The organism is Alteromonas portus, from assembly GCF_005117025.1.
Classification (GTDB): Bacteria; Pseudomonadota; Gammaproteobacteria; order Enterobacterales; family Alteromonadaceae; genus Alteromonas; species Alteromonas portus.
In genome coordinates this window covers 37,305-52,756 of sequence record NZ_SWCO01000004.1, presented here as the reverse complement: position 1 = coordinate 52,756, position 15,452 = coordinate 37,305, and the positions used below count along the sequence as shown (strand labels likewise).

General features: G+C 42.7%; 13 protein-coding genes. 7 read left to right on the top strand and 6 right to left on the bottom strand.

Translation table 11 applies throughout. From position 1 onward, the window contains the following. The first annotated feature begins 133 nt into the window (after nt 1-133). From dapA to E5672_RS07865, 6 genes are all read left to right on the top strand, one after another. Nucleotides 134-1,018, top strand: a complete 885-nt coding sequence (gene dapA, locus E5672_RS07890) for a 4-hydroxy-tetrahydrodipicolinate synthase (protein WP_136781698.1) — start codon at nt 134-136, stop codon at nt 1,016-1,018. 12 nt (nt 1,019-1,030) lie between these two features. Next, nucleotides 1,031-2,134 (top strand): outer membrane protein assembly factor BamC, encoded by a 1,104-nt coding sequence (bamC, locus tag E5672_RS07885; RefSeq protein WP_136781697.1) that lies wholly within the window; start codon nt 1,031-1,033, stop codon nt 2,132-2,134. A gap of 12 nt (nt 2,135-2,146) precedes the next feature. Further along, a complete protein-coding gene (gene purC / locus E5672_RS07880) occupies nt 2,147-2,860 on the top strand; it encodes a phosphoribosylaminoimidazolesuccinocarboxamide synthase (protein WP_136781696.1) in 714 nt (237 codons plus the stop codon). A gap of 203 nt (nt 2,861-3,063) precedes the next feature. Continuing rightward, complete coding sequence (locus tag E5672_RS07875; RefSeq protein WP_136781695.1) at nt 3,064-3,939, top strand: DMT family transporter; 876 nt, start codon at nt 3,064-3,066, stop codon at nt 3,937-3,939. Between the two features lie 177 nt (nt 3,940-4,116). Beyond that, entirely contained in the window at nt 4,117-5,301 is a 1,185-nt protein-coding gene (locus E5672_RS07870) for a diguanylate cyclase (RefSeq protein ID WP_136781694.1), read from the top strand. 66 nt (nt 5,302-5,367) lie between these two features. Next, nucleotides 5,368-7,701: a bifunctional diguanylate cyclase/phosphodiesterase gene (locus E5672_RS07865; RefSeq protein WP_240692185.1), complete on the top strand. Its 2,334-nt coding sequence runs from the start codon at nt 5,368-5,370 to the stop codon at nt 7,699-7,701. Nucleotides 7,702-7,749: 48 nt separating this feature from the next. Here E5672_RS07865 and E5672_RS07860 read toward each other — a convergent pair whose 3' ends face one another. Together E5672_RS07860 and E5672_RS07855 are read right to left on the bottom strand one after the other, a co-directional pair. Continuing rightward, nucleotides 7,750-8,847: an NADH:flavin oxidoreductase gene (locus tag E5672_RS07860; RefSeq protein ID WP_136781692.1), complete on the bottom strand. Its 1,098-nt coding sequence runs from the start codon at nt 8,845-8,847 to the stop codon at nt 7,750-7,752. A 297-nt stretch (nt 8,848-9,144) separates the two neighbouring features. Further along, entirely contained in the window at nt 9,145-9,459 is a 315-nt protein-coding gene (locus E5672_RS07855; RefSeq protein ID WP_136781691.1) for a hypothetical protein, read from the bottom strand. A gap of 334 nt (nt 9,460-9,793) precedes the next feature. On the opposite strand from E5672_RS07855, the gene E5672_RS07850 reads away from it, so the two are divergent. Continuing rightward, nucleotides 9,794-10,036, top strand: a complete 243-nt coding sequence (locus E5672_RS07850) for a DUF2164 domain-containing protein (RefSeq protein ID WP_136781690.1) — start codon at nt 9,794-9,796, stop codon at nt 10,034-10,036. A gap of 109 nt (nt 10,037-10,145) precedes the next feature. Here the strand turns inward: E5672_RS07850 and yfaE are convergent, their stop codons facing one another. From yfaE to ubiG, 4 genes are all read right to left on the bottom strand, one after another. After that, nucleotides 10,146-10,418, bottom strand: coding sequence for a class I ribonucleotide reductase maintenance protein YfaE (gene yfaE, locus E5672_RS07845; protein ID WP_136781689.1), 273 nt, complete (start codon nt 10,416-10,418; stop codon nt 10,146-10,148). Between the two features lie 12 nt (nt 10,419-10,430). Beyond that, nucleotides 10,431-11,561, bottom strand: coding sequence for a class Ia ribonucleoside-diphosphate reductase subunit beta (gene nrdB, locus E5672_RS07840; protein ID WP_136781688.1), 1,131 nt, complete (start codon nt 11,559-11,561; stop codon nt 10,431-10,433). 122 nt (nt 11,562-11,683) lie between these two features. Beyond that, complete coding sequence (gene nrdA, locus E5672_RS07835; RefSeq protein WP_136781687.1) at nt 11,684-14,005, bottom strand: class 1a ribonucleoside-diphosphate reductase subunit alpha; 2,322 nt, start codon at nt 14,003-14,005, stop codon at nt 11,684-11,686. Between the two features lie 544 nt (nt 14,006-14,549). Next, nucleotides 14,550-15,254, bottom strand: a complete 705-nt coding sequence (gene ubiG, locus E5672_RS07830) for a bifunctional 2-polyprenyl-6-hydroxyphenol methylase/3-demethylubiquinol 3-O-methyltransferase UbiG (protein WP_136781686.1) — start codon at nt 15,252-15,254, stop codon at nt 14,550-14,552. Nucleotides 15,255-15,452 lie beyond the last annotated feature (198 nt).

The following is a 15,452-nucleotide window of genomic DNA, read 5'->3' as shown; positions in this document are numbered from 1 at the left end:
TTTTTTAGAAGTCAGCGCCTTTTTCTTGCGTTTGAATAAGATATTGTCAAATTCTTGTCATTTTACACGCGCTATTACTTGTGTTTAAGCACCGACATATTTACCATGTGCGCTCACATTTTGCGGAGAGATTATGTTTACTGGTAGTTACGTAGCACTCGTCACGCCGATGCTCGAAAACGGCGATATTGATTACAAGTCTTTAGAGAAACTTGTTAAGTTTCATGTTGAGCAGGGCACACATGGTATTGTGTCGGTTGGAACTACGGGTGAGTCAGCAACGCTACCGTTTGATGAACATATCGATGTAGTCAAAGAAACAGTAGCAATGGCTTCGGGCGCTATTCCAGTTATCGCGGGTAGTGGTGCTAACTCTACTGACGAGGCCATCTTTCTTACCGAACAGTTAGGTTCTACCGGTATCGACGGTTTCTTAAGCGTTGTGCCTTATTATAACAAGCCACAGCAAAGAGGAATGGTAGCGCATTTTAATGCCATTGCTGATGCCAGTGACCTTCCCGTTATTCTTTATAACGTACCGGGCCGTACCGTAGCCGATATGTTGCCTGAGACAGTTGCAGAATTATCAGCACATAAAAATATTGTTGGTCTTAAAGACGCAACTGGTAATATTGCGCGCCTTAAAGCTACACAGCCATTGGTTCCCGATGACTTTGTTCTTTTGAGTGGCGACGACGGCACAAGCGCTGAATTTATGTGTGAAGGCGGACATGGTGTCATTTCTGTTACCGCCAACATCGCACCAAAAGCTATAGCTCAAATGTGCGAAGCAGCCCTGAGTAAAGATTTCGATAAGTGTCGAGCCATCGACGAGACAATAAAGTTGCTACACAGCGACCTTTTCATTGAGCCAAACCCTGTAATGCCTAAGTGGGCGTTATATAAAATGGGCATGATGGAAAGCGCTGTTATGCGATTACCTATGGTTTTACCGGAACTATCAAGCCAAAAACGTATCGAAGAACTACTAAAAAAATACGCATTGATTTCTGGTTAATAAGGAACACAGATGAAAAGAACGCTGGCTATAGCAAGTTCAGTAGCAATGGTTGCACTTGCAGGTTGTTCAAGCCAACTAGATAGAAAAACCGCGTCAGGTAGCTACGAGTACTTAAAAACTAAAGAACAAAAGACATTAGAAGTACCACCTGAATTAAGTAAACCTACTTTTTCACGAGATTTTGCCTTACCTGAATTAGGCCAAGAAGCTGATCCATCTTTAGTGGGTAAGAACTTAGTGGTGCGCTCGCCAGCGCTTGTTCTCCCGCTAGTTACCGGTTCACATGTTGAAGAAGGAAAAGGCTCAGCAACTATTTGGTTTGACCAAGTAGATGATAGCCAACCTTTAAGCCAAGCTATTTGGAATTCGTTATTGAGTTTCTTGGATGAGCAAGGCATCGGTGTTGATAGCTTCAGCCCAGAAGACAAAGTGCTGATCACAGATTGGATGGTCATTACTAAAGAAATTGATGGTCCTTGGTACAGTTTCACTGATGAAGAGAGTGAAGTTGGTCGTCGTTTTGAATTCAGTTTAGAAGTTAAACCTCACGGTCGAAGCGCTGCACTGACGGTTGAATTAAAAGACTACATGCAGACATTAGGCAACGATGTTATTGCCGATGTGTCTTCAATGGAAGAACGCCGTGAAGAAGTTGATGTATTGAACCAGGTTATCGGTCATTACGAATACCAAATTCAGTTGGCGGAAACGAGAAGAATTGCAAAGATCCGTCAGGGTATCAATACTGAAATGGGCTTTAATGCTGACGGCGACGCAGCTTACTTAGTTGAAGCACAGTACGATGTAGCGTGGCCAAGAATGCTTTTGGTTCTTCGTAAACTTGGATTCGACGTTAAAGATTTAGATAAATCGAACGGCCTTCTATTTGTAACCTATAATGGTGATCAAGGTAGTTGGTGGGACGGTTTGTTCTCAAGCGATACAGAATTACTTAAAAAAGGTGATTATCGTTTGAAAGTTGCAAAAGCGGGTGCAAATCGCACGTCAGTAACTTTTATGAATAATGAAAGTGTACCGTTTGAAGCAAATCAGGTTTCCGACCTTTACAGTGCATTTGCTGAGGTCATGTCAGAAGATAACCTTGATATATAACTGAGACTGAGAATGGAAAAACGCGACGAGCTTTACCGCGGTAAAGCAAAAACTGTTTATTACACTGATGATAGCGATAAACTGATCCTTCACTTTAGAAACGACACTTCTGCGTTCGACGGTGAAAAAATTGAGCAGCTTGACCGCAAAGGTGAAGTAAACAACAAGTTTAACCACTTTATAATGACAAAGCTTGAAGAAGCGGGCATTGCAACACAAGTTGAAGCGCTGGTTTCTGATACCGAGTCTTTGGTTAAAAAGCTGGACATGATCCCTGTCGAGTGCGTGGTGAGAAACTTATCTGCAGGCTCTTTGGTCCGCAGACTAGGTGTGGAAGAGGGCAAAGAACTAAGCCCACCGATTTTCGAGTTTTTCCTTAAAAACGATGCGCTTCACGACCCAATGGTGAACGATTATCATATCTTGTCATTCGGTTGGGCTACAGAGTCACAGATTGCACAAATGAAGGCGCTAACCTTCAAAGTAAACAGTGTACTGAAAGCGTTATTCGATGAGGCCGGCATGTTACTTGTTGACTACAAACTTGAGTTTGGTGTCGATAAAGATGGCAACATCGTGCTAGGTGATGAATTTACGCCTGACGGGTGCCGCTTGTGGGATAAAGAAACCCGCAAGAAGATGGATAAAGATCGCTTCAGACAAGGACTTGGCTCAGTTGTAGAGACCTATATAGAGGTTGCCGAGCGCTTGGGCTTATCGCTTTAACCATTTCGGCATCATAGATACCAGTAAAAAGAGGACCTCACGGCCCTCTTTTTGTTTGGGCGGTACTAAAACTTTTGTCCCTTGTGTTATCTTGCGTTTTAGACATTTTCGATTTGTTTAGCTGAGACATCTTCTACTTAAGCTATTGATTGCAAATCACACAGTGTTTGTTTTTGAATCTAACGAAATGCTCGGGGAAACACTTGCTTAAAACTCTTTCACTGGTCGCCATTGCCATGTTTGCTTTTGCGGCTAACTCGCTTCTGTGCCGTATGGCACTGGCAAATTCATCGATAGACCCAGTAAGCTTTACTATCTTGCGTATAGTAAGTGGTGCACTTGCTCTTTTGTTTTTATCTTTATATTCAAAACGAAGAAAGCCACAACACCACCATACTGAGGGTTTATTGAAGGACCTTAAAAGTAATGCGAGTGTATTTGGCGGCCTTTCATTATTTGCTTATGCTATTAGCTTTTCCTATGCATACATATCTATGTCTACTGGCACGGGCGCGCTGTTGCTCTTCGGCGCGGTACAACTGACGATGATATCTGTTGGGCTATTAAATGGTGAGCGCTTTAAAAAGCGTCAGTGGTGTGGTTTCGCCTCTGCGTTTACCGGTTTAATAATTCTTTTGTTACCGAGTGCATCAGCGCCGTCATTGCTTTCGGGCGCAGTCATGGTAATTGCAGGTATTTCTTGGGGAATATATTCGCTATTAGGTAAGAAAAGTGCCTCTGCGCTGCTGTCTACATCGGGTAACTTCGTTTATGCTTCATTGCTTTGCGTTCCGATGCTTTTTGTTGTGTTAGTGGGCAATGCTGAGTATTTAGATTTAAATACAACCGGTGTTTACTACGCCTTAGCATCTGGAGTTTTGGCCTCTGGTTGCGGGTACGCTATTTGGTACAGCGTGCTGCCACTTATTAAGTCAACAACTGCCGCTACCGTACAGTTGAGCGTTCCAGTTCTCGCAACCATGATGGGATGGGCAGTATTAGGAGAACAACTTAACGTTCAAATCTTAATCGCGTCGTTAGCCACTCTTGGCGGCATCTACTTAGTCATTAAGAAATAGATATGACCTAGCGCGCACTACTCGTTGGCGCATAAAGTCATACCCCGTGTACTTTGCTAAGCATTGGTTTTTTAGGAAAAAAATAGAGTTTTCAGTTGAATTTTTAGACTAAAGGTTAATGCTTGTCGCGTGAAACAATGCTAACGTGATATTTCTCTTAATCTTTCGAGTATTGGCATGCAAAGTGACCATCCAATAACGGTTAATGACCCAGGTCGGCTACTAACCTTAACGTATGTTGTTTCTCTTTCCATAATCGCTATTTTGTCATTAGTTGTTCACTTTATGCTGGACAGCGTTATCGCTGAACAAAACGATACGGGGAAGATAGTTAACGTAAGTGGTCAGCAGCGCATGTTGTCCCAACGAGCCAGTTTGTTTGCGGTGGATTATCTTCTGAGCGGTTCTGAAAAGTCACAAAGGCTTTCTATAGCTGCAATAGAGAAAATGAAACAGAATCACCAGTTTCTCTTATCCGAGCACTTTGAAGCATTAGAAAAGGGCGAACCAAGCCCGTTGTCTGAAACACTTCTTAACCTTTACTTTTATTTTCCCTCTGACGTAGATAACAAGATAAAGGTGTTTGAAGAGCAAATAAAAGCTGTGTTAACACAAGAAGCGGGTGCGGCAATGACTTTAAACTCAACGAAGAGCTTAAAGTTTCTTCAACTCGCAGAAAGCGACCTCTTAATTCCATTACACAATATAGTAGGACAATACGAGAAAGAAAGTCGTGAAAAAGTCGACGAACTTCGCCATGCGCAAAATATTGTTTTGGGCATTATTATTCTTACTATATTAATAGAAGCATTCTTCATATTTAGGCCTATGGTCGCAAAAGTCAGCCGTTTTGCAGAAAAACTTCAAAGAGATGCAAACTTTGACTTCTTATCTGGCTTATTAAACAGACGCGCATTTCAAATTGTTGCGCAGCAAGCCTTAGCCTACAGTCAAAGGTACAAACGCCCGCTTTCAGTAGTTATGCTAGACATTGACTTTTTCAAACGCATTAACGATAGCTATGGGCATGAAGTAGGTGATAAGGCGATTAAACACGTTGCTAAAATATTGAAAATGTCTTCTCGGAATGCTGATTGTGTAGCAAGAATAGGTGGAGAAGAGTTTGTACTATTACTACCAGATACTGACCGCGCTGGGGCATTCAAGTTAGCCGATAAATTAAGAGACAGAATTAGTAATAACCCTTTGGACGTCGACGGTAAATTTATAGACATCACAGTGAGTGGCGGCGTTTCTTTTGTAATGGATGAGCACAATTCCATTGAGACTGCTTTGTCACAGGCTGACGACGCACTTTATAAAGCTAAACAAGGTGGCAGAAATAATGTGCAATTGGCGTAACGACCCTTTTTTGTAAATGGAGAAACTTAATTTGCGTTCTAGTTTTTGTGTAGTCAGGAGGCGATGGTGAGTAAGTTTCAGGGAATAACTAATGAACGTGAGCGGCTAAGTGCATTAGAAAGGCTGGGCATAGCAGATACCCCGGTTGAAGCACGTTTTGACCGAATTACTCAGTTAGCGTGCCGAGCTTTCAATTGTAAATTTGCATTTATTTCGTTTGTTGAAGAGCGTCGTCAATGGTTTAAGTCATCGTGGAACATCGATATTACCGAAACACCCAAGCACGAAGCCTTGTGCGTTCACACCATTGCACAGCAAGACCCTTTAGTCATACCCGATATGTTGGAAGACGAGCGCTTCAGAGATAATCCTCACGTGAATGGGGGATCACATTTTCGTTTTTATGCTGGAGTACAGCTTGTGTTTGAAGGCCATGCGGTAGGAACGCTGTGTGTCCTTGACGATAAGCCCATGCAGTTTAGTGCGTCTCAAATTCAACAATTGAAAGGGTTTGGTGAGTTAGTCGAGAACGAACTTAACAAAAAGGACTATAACGACCTTTCCGATCAGTTAGAGGAATATCAATTTAAGTTAGCGCAAACACAAAAAATAACTCGCGTGCGAAGTGCTATTTTGGAAAAAGTGGTAAATGCAGAATCTTTACACACTGTTCTGCATGACATTGTTTATGCAATTGAAGCTGAATACAAAGAACAAATTTGCAGTATTTTGCTGCTTGAGAACGGAAAGCTTAAAAAAGGTGCCGCGCCATCTTTGCCTGACTTTTATAATGACGCCATTGACGGAGTAGAAATTGGTGAAGGTGTTGGCTCGTGTGGTAACACAGCGGCAACGAACGAACCTACTATCGTTGAGGATATCAGTACTCATCCATTCTGGTCTTCTTGGAAAGGCGTGGCGGCATCGGCGGGTGTAGCTGCGTGCTGGTCGCAACCTATACAAGGAGCGAATGGCGAAGCTATTGGTACTTTTGCTATTTATCACCGCGAAAGGGCGATACCTACAGCAGAAGAAAAAGTGTTAATAAGGCAATTTGCGCATATCGCGAGCATTGCTATAGAAAGAGAATTGGCTAACAGACTGATATGGAGACAGGCCAACTTCGATGCTTTAACAGGCTTACCCAACCGAAATTTAATGCTCGATCACTTGCAATTGGCGATGAAAACCGCTGATAGGGAGAACGAAAAGGTTGCTGTTGTATTTCTAGACTTAGACAATTTCAAAGATGTTAACGACACACTAGGGCACGATGTAGGCGACCAACTTTTAGTAGAGTCTGCAAAGCGAATAACCCAATGTTTACGGGCCGATGATACCGTATCAAGATTAGGTGGCGATGAATTCGTTATTATTCTAAATGGTATTTGCGGACTTAGTTCAATAGAAAATGTGGTTCACAAACTCTTATCCGAAATTGTAAAGCCTTTCACGTTAGAATTTGAGCGCGTACACACGAGTGCGAGCATGGGGATCACTCTTTATCCCGATGATGCAACCAACGTGAAAGAGCTGTTAAAAAATGCTGATCAGGCTATGTATGGTGCAAAAGCCCAGGGGAAAAATAGCTACCATTACTTTACGCATGACATGCAAAAAGCAGCAATTAAGAGAATTTCCTTACTAAATGACCTACGTTATGCCGTAAAAAATAACGAGCTGTTCCTCGAGTACCAGCCCATTGTGTGCTTCAACGGTACCAAAGAGTTAAAAGCTGAAGCTTTGCTTCGCTGGCAGCACCCTCAAAAAGGGCGAATACCGCCAGATGATTTCATCCCTCTTGCTGAAGAATCAGGCCTAATTATCGAAATAAGTAACTGGGTTTTCGAGGAAGTCACTAAACGGATTAAGCAATGGCGAATCTCACTTAGCAAGGATGTTCAGATAAGTATCAACACGTCCCCAAGCCATTATTTTAATCAGGAATCTAACATCACTGAATGGTTATCGCTGCTACTTGATAAGGGGCTCAGTGCGCGCTCTATATTACTTGAAGTGACTGAAAACTTACTCATGGAAGCTGACGCAGACGTTTCTAGGAAGCTTTTCCAATTCAGGCAGGCGGGCGTAGATATTGCCTTAGATGATTTTGGTACTGGTTTTTCTTCGATTTCTTACCTTAAAAAATTTCCTACCGATTACATAAAAATAGACAAGAGCTTCGTAAACTCTATGACTGATGTAAGCAACGACAAAGTATTATGCGAAGCGATAATTGTTATGGCTAAAAAACTGGGTATCGGCGTGGTAGCCGAGGGTGTAGAAACACAAGAGCAGTTTGATATTTTAAACGCTATGGGATGTGACTACGCGCAGGGATATCTGATTGCTAAGCCAATGCACATCTGTGACTTTGAAACATATTTGAAAGAAAACTAGCGCGTAGCGCTAGTTTTAAGTGAGTAGTTACGTTTATTCTAATTGCGCTTAAGAAAGAGTAGCTAGCGCTTTTCCAGAATACTGTTCCAGTTCTTCAGTTCGGTTTTCTTTTATTTTATTGGCCCAGTTCGGATCTTGTAATAGTGCTCTTCCTACTGCAACCAGATCGAATTCACCTGCATCTAATCTTTCAAGTAAATCGTCGACAGAACGGGTGGCAGAGTCCTGGCCCTTAAATGCGCCAAAGAAGTCGTCATTAAGACCAACGGAACCCACGGTAATCGTAGGTTTTCCTGTTATCTTCTTAGTCCAGCCTGCAAGGTTTAGTTCACTGCCTTCAAATTCACTCTCCCAGTAACGGCGTTGAGAACAATGAAAAACATCGACTCCGGCTTCACTTAAAGGAAGTAAGAACTGCTCTAACTCCTGAGGTGTGTGTGCTAATCGAGCGGTGTAGTCTTGTTGTTTCCATTGTGAGTAGCGCAGAACGATAGGGAAGTCGGGACCAGTTGCAGCGCGAATGGCTTTAATTATTTCTACCGCGAAACGACCGCGGTTTTCCATACTTCCACCCCAACTATCGCTACGCTGATTAGTGCCTTCCCAGAAAAACTGGTCAATTAAATAACCATGTGCTCCGTGGATCTCTATTCCATCCATGCCGATGGTCTTGGCATCCGCTGCCGCTTGAGCAAAGGCAGAGATCACAGATTCGATATGTTCAACTGTCATTGGTTCAGCACCCTTTTTACCAGGTTTGAACAGCCCTGAGGGGCCCGCGCTTGGAAGTTCAGGGTAGGGCGCTTTTTCCGCAACGCGTGCCATACCCACATGCCACAACTGAGGCATTATTTTCCCGCCGACACTGTGCACCTCATTTACCACGTTTGCCCAAGCGGCCAAGGCCTCGTCTCCGTGAAATTGAGGAATATTAGCATCCATTGTGGCGACGTTGTCATTGACTGTGGTTCCCTCCGTGATAATTAAACCTGTTCCACCTTGAGCGCGACGTTTGTAGTAAGCGGCTACATTAGAGGTAGGAATTCCGTTTGGGGAGAACTGGCGAGTCATGGGCGCCATAACAATACGGTTGTTTAATGAGAGGTTACCTTGTGTATAAGGTTGAAATAGTGCGTTAGCTGCCATTTGTTGTTCCTGATTTCTTTATTGTAATTAGGGCTGTTAGTACGTTAAACATTCGCTCCGCCTAGATGCTACACAGACCGCAGCAAAAGCGTGTAGTAAACATCAACAAACCCTCGTACACCCTGCGTGGTAACTTGCAGGATTGGCATAATCACTGCCAAGCTTAAAAGACGGTAATTGGAATACGATACTAATAGCGAAGCAGGGTAAGTCAATTTTCAAATGTTGATAGTAAGCTATAAGTAAAAGTGAGCTAAGCGCTCCGTATATGGAGCACTCATTCAGATACAGGCAGGATTAATCCAAAATCTCTACAATTTCCCTTGTAGCTTGGATAAGCCGTATAACTTTGTTTTCAATACGTACTGTAACCAAACCGTCTTTTCCCAAGGGCACAATGACTCGAGCATGGTCATAAATATCATGATCTAATTGTTTTCCAACGGATAGCTTTTTTTGCCATCCTGGAGGCAGCTCGCCTGTCTTTTCATACTTTTTCTCTATGCCCGGTGGGAGTGATTTACCTTTATGGGGGTTACTAGAGTCGGCGCTAGCAGGTAAGCTATTAAGCGCAATCGCCGCTGTGATACCGATAATAGGTAAAATTTTCATTGTTAACCTCACAAATTGCGTGAAATCGCTACATCACTTTGAAGTAGTTATTCAAAACAGTATGTGCAAACTCGTGTGGAAGCGCTTTTAGCGCGAGTGCCGTTAGACTTTGCATTTGGAATGCTTGTTACTGAAAACTAGTAAGTAAGCATTGCGTTCAAAGTGAAGTTTGCGAAAACCATACCAGGTGGAAACTTGATGCACTGAAAATATTTAAAACTATGGTGAAAAGCATACCAACGTTAATGTGCCATTAATTGCTGAGAGGCTGGAATTTAGCCGGCTGGCAAAAGTGAAAAATACAATATTTAAGACGTGATAAAAAAGGAAGAATATGAGTGATATCGCATTTACCCGTGAAGAAAAAGAAGCGTTAGTCGCTAAACTGCAACGATATTTTGATAATGAGTTAAACGTGGAACTTGGCCAATTTGACGGAGAGTTTCTTCTTGATTTTATTAGTAAGGAAATGGGCGCGTCGTTTTATAACAAAGGTGTAAATGACGCAAGGGCTGTTGTTGCATCGCGACTACAGATTATTGATGAAGAGCTGTACGCCATCGAGAAAGTGCTTTAATACGAAATAGTGACGCTTTGTGTCTTTTCCGCTCGTAATGATAAAAACAAAAAGCCATGAGAATATGCGACCAGATTTACGCAGACTTTTAAATCAACATGCTAACAATCTAAAGCGGCACTTTTATTTTTAGCGGGCATTTAGCCACACAACAACACGGAAGAATTTCGTCGTCGTCAATGAAGGCTAGGGGATCGGTGGTGTATTCGACTTCACCTTCAATCAGCTTTGTGCGGCAAGCACCGCAGAACCCTTCACGGCAATGGTAGTGAATGTGGACGCCTTTCGACTCAAGGGCGTTTAGAATAGTAGTATCGGAGGGGGCAATAATCGTCCCCACATCGACAACGTCGATGCGGAGTGATTTATCGTTACTGCTCATTAAGCTGTGGGTTTACAGCTCAAAATCAGCAAAATCGTCTTCGCTCACAGCAGAATCTATCTGCCCAACAAGATAAGAACTTATTTCAGATTCTTGTGGCGCCACTTGCACATTGTCTGAATTTAAGTAGTTGTTCATCCATGGAAGTGGGTTACTGCTTATCTCGAATGGCGTATCTAGACCAATCGCTGACATACGTTGATTCGCAATGTACTCAACGTATTGGCAAAGAATTTCTTTGTTTAAACCAATCATAGAGCCGTTTTGGAACAGGTAATCAGCCCATTGCTTTTCTTGCTCAACGGCGTTCATGAAGATCGCGCGGGCTTCGTCTTTGCATTCTTCTGCAATCTGCGCCATTTCTGGGTCATCTTTACCCTTAGCCCACAAGTTTAGAATGTGCTGTGTTGATGACAAATGCAGATTTTCATCTCGAGCAATCAAACGAATAATCTTAGAGTTACCTTCCATCAACTTACGTTCTGCAAAGGCAAACGTACAGGCAAAAGATACATAAAAACGAATCGCTTCTAGTGCATTTACCGAGTTCATACACAGATAAAGCTTCTTCTTAAGCTCGTACATGTTAACTGTGTATGCAGTGCCATTGACGGTATGAATACCTTCACCCTGAGTCTGCCAAAGCTGAGTCGCGAAAATAAGGTCGTCATAGTATTTAGAAATGTCAGCCGCACGGCGCTTAATTTCATCGTTTACAACGATATCTTCGAATATCTCGCTTGGATCAGAAAACAGATTGCGCAAAATGTGCGTGTATGAACGTGAGTGAATAGTCTCGAAGAAAGACCATGTTTCAACCCACGTCTCTAATTCCGGTAGAGAGATAATAGGCAAGAACGCAATGTTCGGGCTACGGCCTTGTACCGAATCTAACAGAGTTTGGTACTTAAGGTTTGAAATAAAGATGTGCTTTTCCGGATCGGTTAATTTTTGAAAATCAACACGGTCACGAGAAACGTCAACTTCTTCAGGGCGCCAAAAAAAGCTAATTTGCTTCTCAATAAGCTTTTCGAAAATGGCATGCTTTTGCTGGTCGTAGCGTGCAACGTTTACGGGGTTACCGAAAAACATCGGCTCGATCAATGGATTAGTACTTTGCTGATTAAACGTAGTGTATTTCATGATGGCCTAACTAAAAACTTAATGATTAACGCGTATTATTGTTTGTGTTCTTGCTGCGAAACATTAATGGCAAATGCAAAAAATTCCTTTTACGCATCTGCCATTTAAACAGGGGGCGTGTTCTATATCTTACACGCACCACCTGCACAATCATCATCTTCCTCTACAACCACTTCTTCTTGACGTGGCATAGGCTCGCTCGCTTTAGCATCGAGAGCAGATGTGTCTGACGCGCCGTCGCGAGTGTTATGATAGTAAAGTGTTTTAACACCCAGTTTATACGTAGTAAGAAGGTCCTTAAGAAGAAGCTTCATTGGTACCTTGTTACCTTCGTAACGGCTTGGATCGTAGTTGGTATTCGCTGAGATAGTTTGGTCGATAAACTTCTGCATGATACCAACAAGTTGTAGGTAACCATCGTTTGAAGGAATATCCCAAAGTAGCTCGTATTGGTCTCTTAGCGTTTCGTACTCAGGTACAACTTGCTTAAGAACACCATCTTTACTCGACTTAATGCTGATGAAGCCACGTGGTGGCTCGATGCCGTTTGTTGCATTAGAAATCTGAGAAGACGTCTCTGATGGCATTAACGCTGACAGAGTAGAGTTACGCAAACCGTGAGTTTTTATTTCTTCGCGAAGTGCATCCCAGTCGTAATGAAGTGGTTCGTTACATACGCTATCAAGATCTTTCTTGTAGCTGTCAATTGGCATGATGCCTTGAGAATAAGTGGTCTCGTTGAACTTAGGACACGCACCTTTTTCTTTCGCAAGATTGTTCGACGCTTTAAGTAGGTAATACTGCATTGCTTCGAACGTGCGGTGAACTAGACCGTTCGCGCTGTGATCAGAATATTTAACGCCATTTTTAGCAAGGTAGTAAGCGAAGTTAATAACGCCAACGCCCAATGTACGACGCCCCATTGTTGCGTTATACGCAGCAGGAACAGGATAGTCTTGGTAATCAAGCAGGTTATCTAGCGCACGTACTGCAAGGTCAGATAGCTCTTCAAACTCGTCCAGTGACTTAATCGCACCTAAGTTAAACGCTGACAGCGTACATAGTGCAATTTCACCATTTTCGTCGTTTACGTGCTGTAGTGGCTTAGTAGGCAACGCAATTTCAAGGCAAAGGTTGCTTTGACGTACAGGCGCAACTTCTGGGTTAAACGGACTGTGCGTATTACAGTGGTCAACGTTTTGAAGATAAATACGACCTGTGCTTGCACGCTCTTGCATGAACAAGCTGAATAGCTCCATCGCTTTAATTTGCTTTTTACGGATGCTGTCGTCGTTTTCGTATTTAACGTATAGCTCTTCAAACTTCTCTTGGTCGGCGAAGAATGCATCGTAAAGACCCGGTACGTCAGATGGGCTAAACAATGAGATATAGCCGTCTTTCATCATGCGCTGGTACATCAGTTTGTTAAACTGAACACCGTAATCTAGGTGACGTACACGGTTTTCTTCAACACCACGGTTGTTCTTAAGCACTAACAGTGATTCAACTTCCATATGCCAAATAGGGTAGAACAGCGTAGCAGCGCCACCACGAACACCACCTTGTGAACAGCTTTTAACTGCAGTCTGGAAGTACTTATAAAATGGGATACAGCCCGTGTGGAATGCTTCACCGCCGCGAATAGGGCTACCTAGTGCGCGAATACGGCCTGCGTTTACACCGATACCAGCACGCTGGCTTACGTATTTAACAATGGCACTTGCCGTTGCATTGATTGAATCTAAACTGTCGCCGGTTTCGATAAGTACACACGAGCTAAACTGGCGAGTAGGCGTACGTACACCTGCCATGATTGGTGTTGGTAGTGACAGCTTGAACGTTGAAGCGGCATCGTAGAAGCGGCGAATATAGTCCATACGCGTCGCTTTGTCATAATTTGCGAAAAGACATGCAGCCACTAAGATATACAGGAACTGTGCACTTTCGTAAATTTCACCAGTAACACGGTTTTGAACCAGGTACTTGCCTTCAAGCTGCTTAACTGCAGCATAGCTGAAGTTCATGTCGCGCCAATGGTCAATGTACGTGTCCATTTCAGCAAATTCTTCAGGCGTATAGTCTTCAAGCAGGTGCTTGTCATACTTGCCCATGTCAACCATCTTTCCTACGTGCTCAAGTAGCGCTGGCGGCTCAAATTGGCCGTAGGCTTTTTTGCGAAGGTGGAAAATAGCCAAGCGCGCAGCGAGATATTGATAATCTGGCGCATCGGTAGAGATTAAATCTGCCGCTGATTTGATCAGGGTTTCGTGGATCTCACTGGTATTAATGCCGTCATAGAACTGAATTTGTGCCTTGATTTCAACTTGTGAAACAGAAACGTTTTTAAGTCCTTTTGCTGCCCATGTAACGACTTTGTGGATTTTTTCTAAGTCGATGGACTCTTTTTCACCATTGCGTTTGGTGACGAATAAGTTGTTGTTCATGTTACTGGCCGTTTTTCTGTTAGCGCTTGATGCGTGGGCTATCTTGAGCCCATTTTCGTTTTTAATTTTAATTGTGGCGTTGTTATCGAAGTTGGCTCACGCCAGATAACAACACACACTAAAGCGGCCTAGACTGATACTGAGAGTATAAAGTAGAGACTGCTTTTTTAATTCTGTACTGCGTTTGTATTTTCAGCGAGGTTAACGTTGCAAGCCATAAATGACATCACCAATGATGGTCTGCAGATCTATTTGATCCCGAAAATCAGTATTGGGATCGCATGCTGAATTAAACACAAGATAGTGAGGTTTTGACTTGATTGCAACCCAATATCTGGTGGTATTTCGAGCACTCAATCTGGCATGAAATTTATGTTAGTAACAACTAACTTTTTAGCGTTCTACAAGCGTAAAATATCCGGAATGCAAGCGTTTTAAATAAAATCTTAATCGTAAAAATTAATTTATTCTTAGAATTCAGTTTTTATATAAACACGATATATGGTGTTTAAAATATCGCCGCAGCCCAATATATAGTGTTAAATTAACTTTGCGCTACTGTATATAGTAAGTAGTTTACGTCTACGTTATTAGACGAAAGATAAAAGCCCTGCGAAATTGGGTCCATGTGTAAACCCGTCATATCACGGGGTAAAAGACCTGCTTGGTCTGTCATCGACATAAGTTCAGACGGCTTTATAAATTTACTGTGATCGTGCGTACCTTTAGGTACTAATTTTAGAATGTATTCCGCGCCGACGATCCCCATTAAATAGGACTTTAAATTCCTATTAAGCGTAGAGAAAAAGACATGACCGCCAGGCTTAACTAATTTAGCACAAGCCATTACTACAGACGAAGGGTCGGGAACATGCTCTAACATCTCCATACAAGTCACTACGTCAAACTGACCCGCATTTGCTTCTGCAAACGCTTCAGCCGTTGAGCATACGTAGTCAACTTTTACACCTGATTCTAATCCGTGAAGCTTTGCTACTTCTAACGACGCTTCAGCCATATCTAAACCAGTTACTGTTGCACCCGCACGTGCCATAGACTCTGCCAAGATGCCGCCGCCACAGCCAATATCAACCACCTTTTTGTCAAACAACCCTTCGCTGTGTTGATTGATGAAGTCTAAACGGAGTGGGTTAATAAGATGCAATGGCTTAAATTCGCCCTCTGGATCCCACCAGCGAGAAGCGAGTTCAGAGAACTTATTGATTTCTTGTTGATCGACGTTCGTCATGAGTAAAACAATCCTTAACTTATCTCTTTTTAAGATATCGTAAATTTAGGTTGTGTTTCACTGTTTTTAAGTAGAAATAGCCAAATTATAAAAAGGGGTGAACGAAAAATAATCGCTTGCCTTTTAGTTGATTAATAAGCGTAATTAAGCGCTACATAATTCTGTCATCAAGTGGTACACTCGAAGCACGATTATGAC

Coding starts and splice junctions, on each gene's coding strand:
- E5672_RS07870 (WP_136781694.1), top strand. CDS start 4,117: ATGCAAAGTGACCATCCAATAACGGTTAATGACCCAGGTCGGCTACTA.
- dapA (WP_136781698.1), top strand. CDS start 134: ATGTTTACTGGTAGTTACGTAGCACTCGTCACGCCGATGCTCGAAAAC.
- E5672_RS07860 (WP_136781692.1), bottom strand. CDS start 8,847: ATGGCAGCTAACGCACTATTTCAACCTTATACACAAGGTAACCTCTCA.
- purC (WP_136781696.1), top strand. CDS start 2,147: ATGGAAAAACGCGACGAGCTTTACCGCGGTAAAGCAAAAACTGTTTAT.
- ubiG (WP_136781686.1), bottom strand. CDS start 15,254: ATGACGAACGTCGATCAACAAGAAATCAATAAGTTCTCTGAACTCGCT.
- yfaE (WP_136781689.1), bottom strand. CDS start 10,418: ATGAGCAGTAACGATAAATCACTCCGCATCGACGTTGTCGATGTGGGG.
- nrdA (WP_136781687.1), bottom strand. CDS start 14,005: ATGAACAACAACTTATTCGTCACCAAACGCAATGGTGAAAAAGAGTCC.
- bamC (WP_136781697.1), top strand. CDS start 1,031: ATGAAAAGAACGCTGGCTATAGCAAGTTCAGTAGCAATGGTTGCACTT.
- nrdB (WP_136781688.1), bottom strand. CDS start 11,561: ATGAAATACACTACGTTTAATCAGCAAAGTACTAATCCATTGATCGAG.
- E5672_RS07850 (WP_136781690.1), top strand. CDS start 9,794: ATGAGTGATATCGCATTTACCCGTGAAGAAAAAGAAGCGTTAGTCGCT.
- E5672_RS07855 (WP_136781691.1), bottom strand. CDS start 9,459: ATGAAAATTTTACCTATTATCGGTATCACAGCGGCGATTGCGCTTAAT.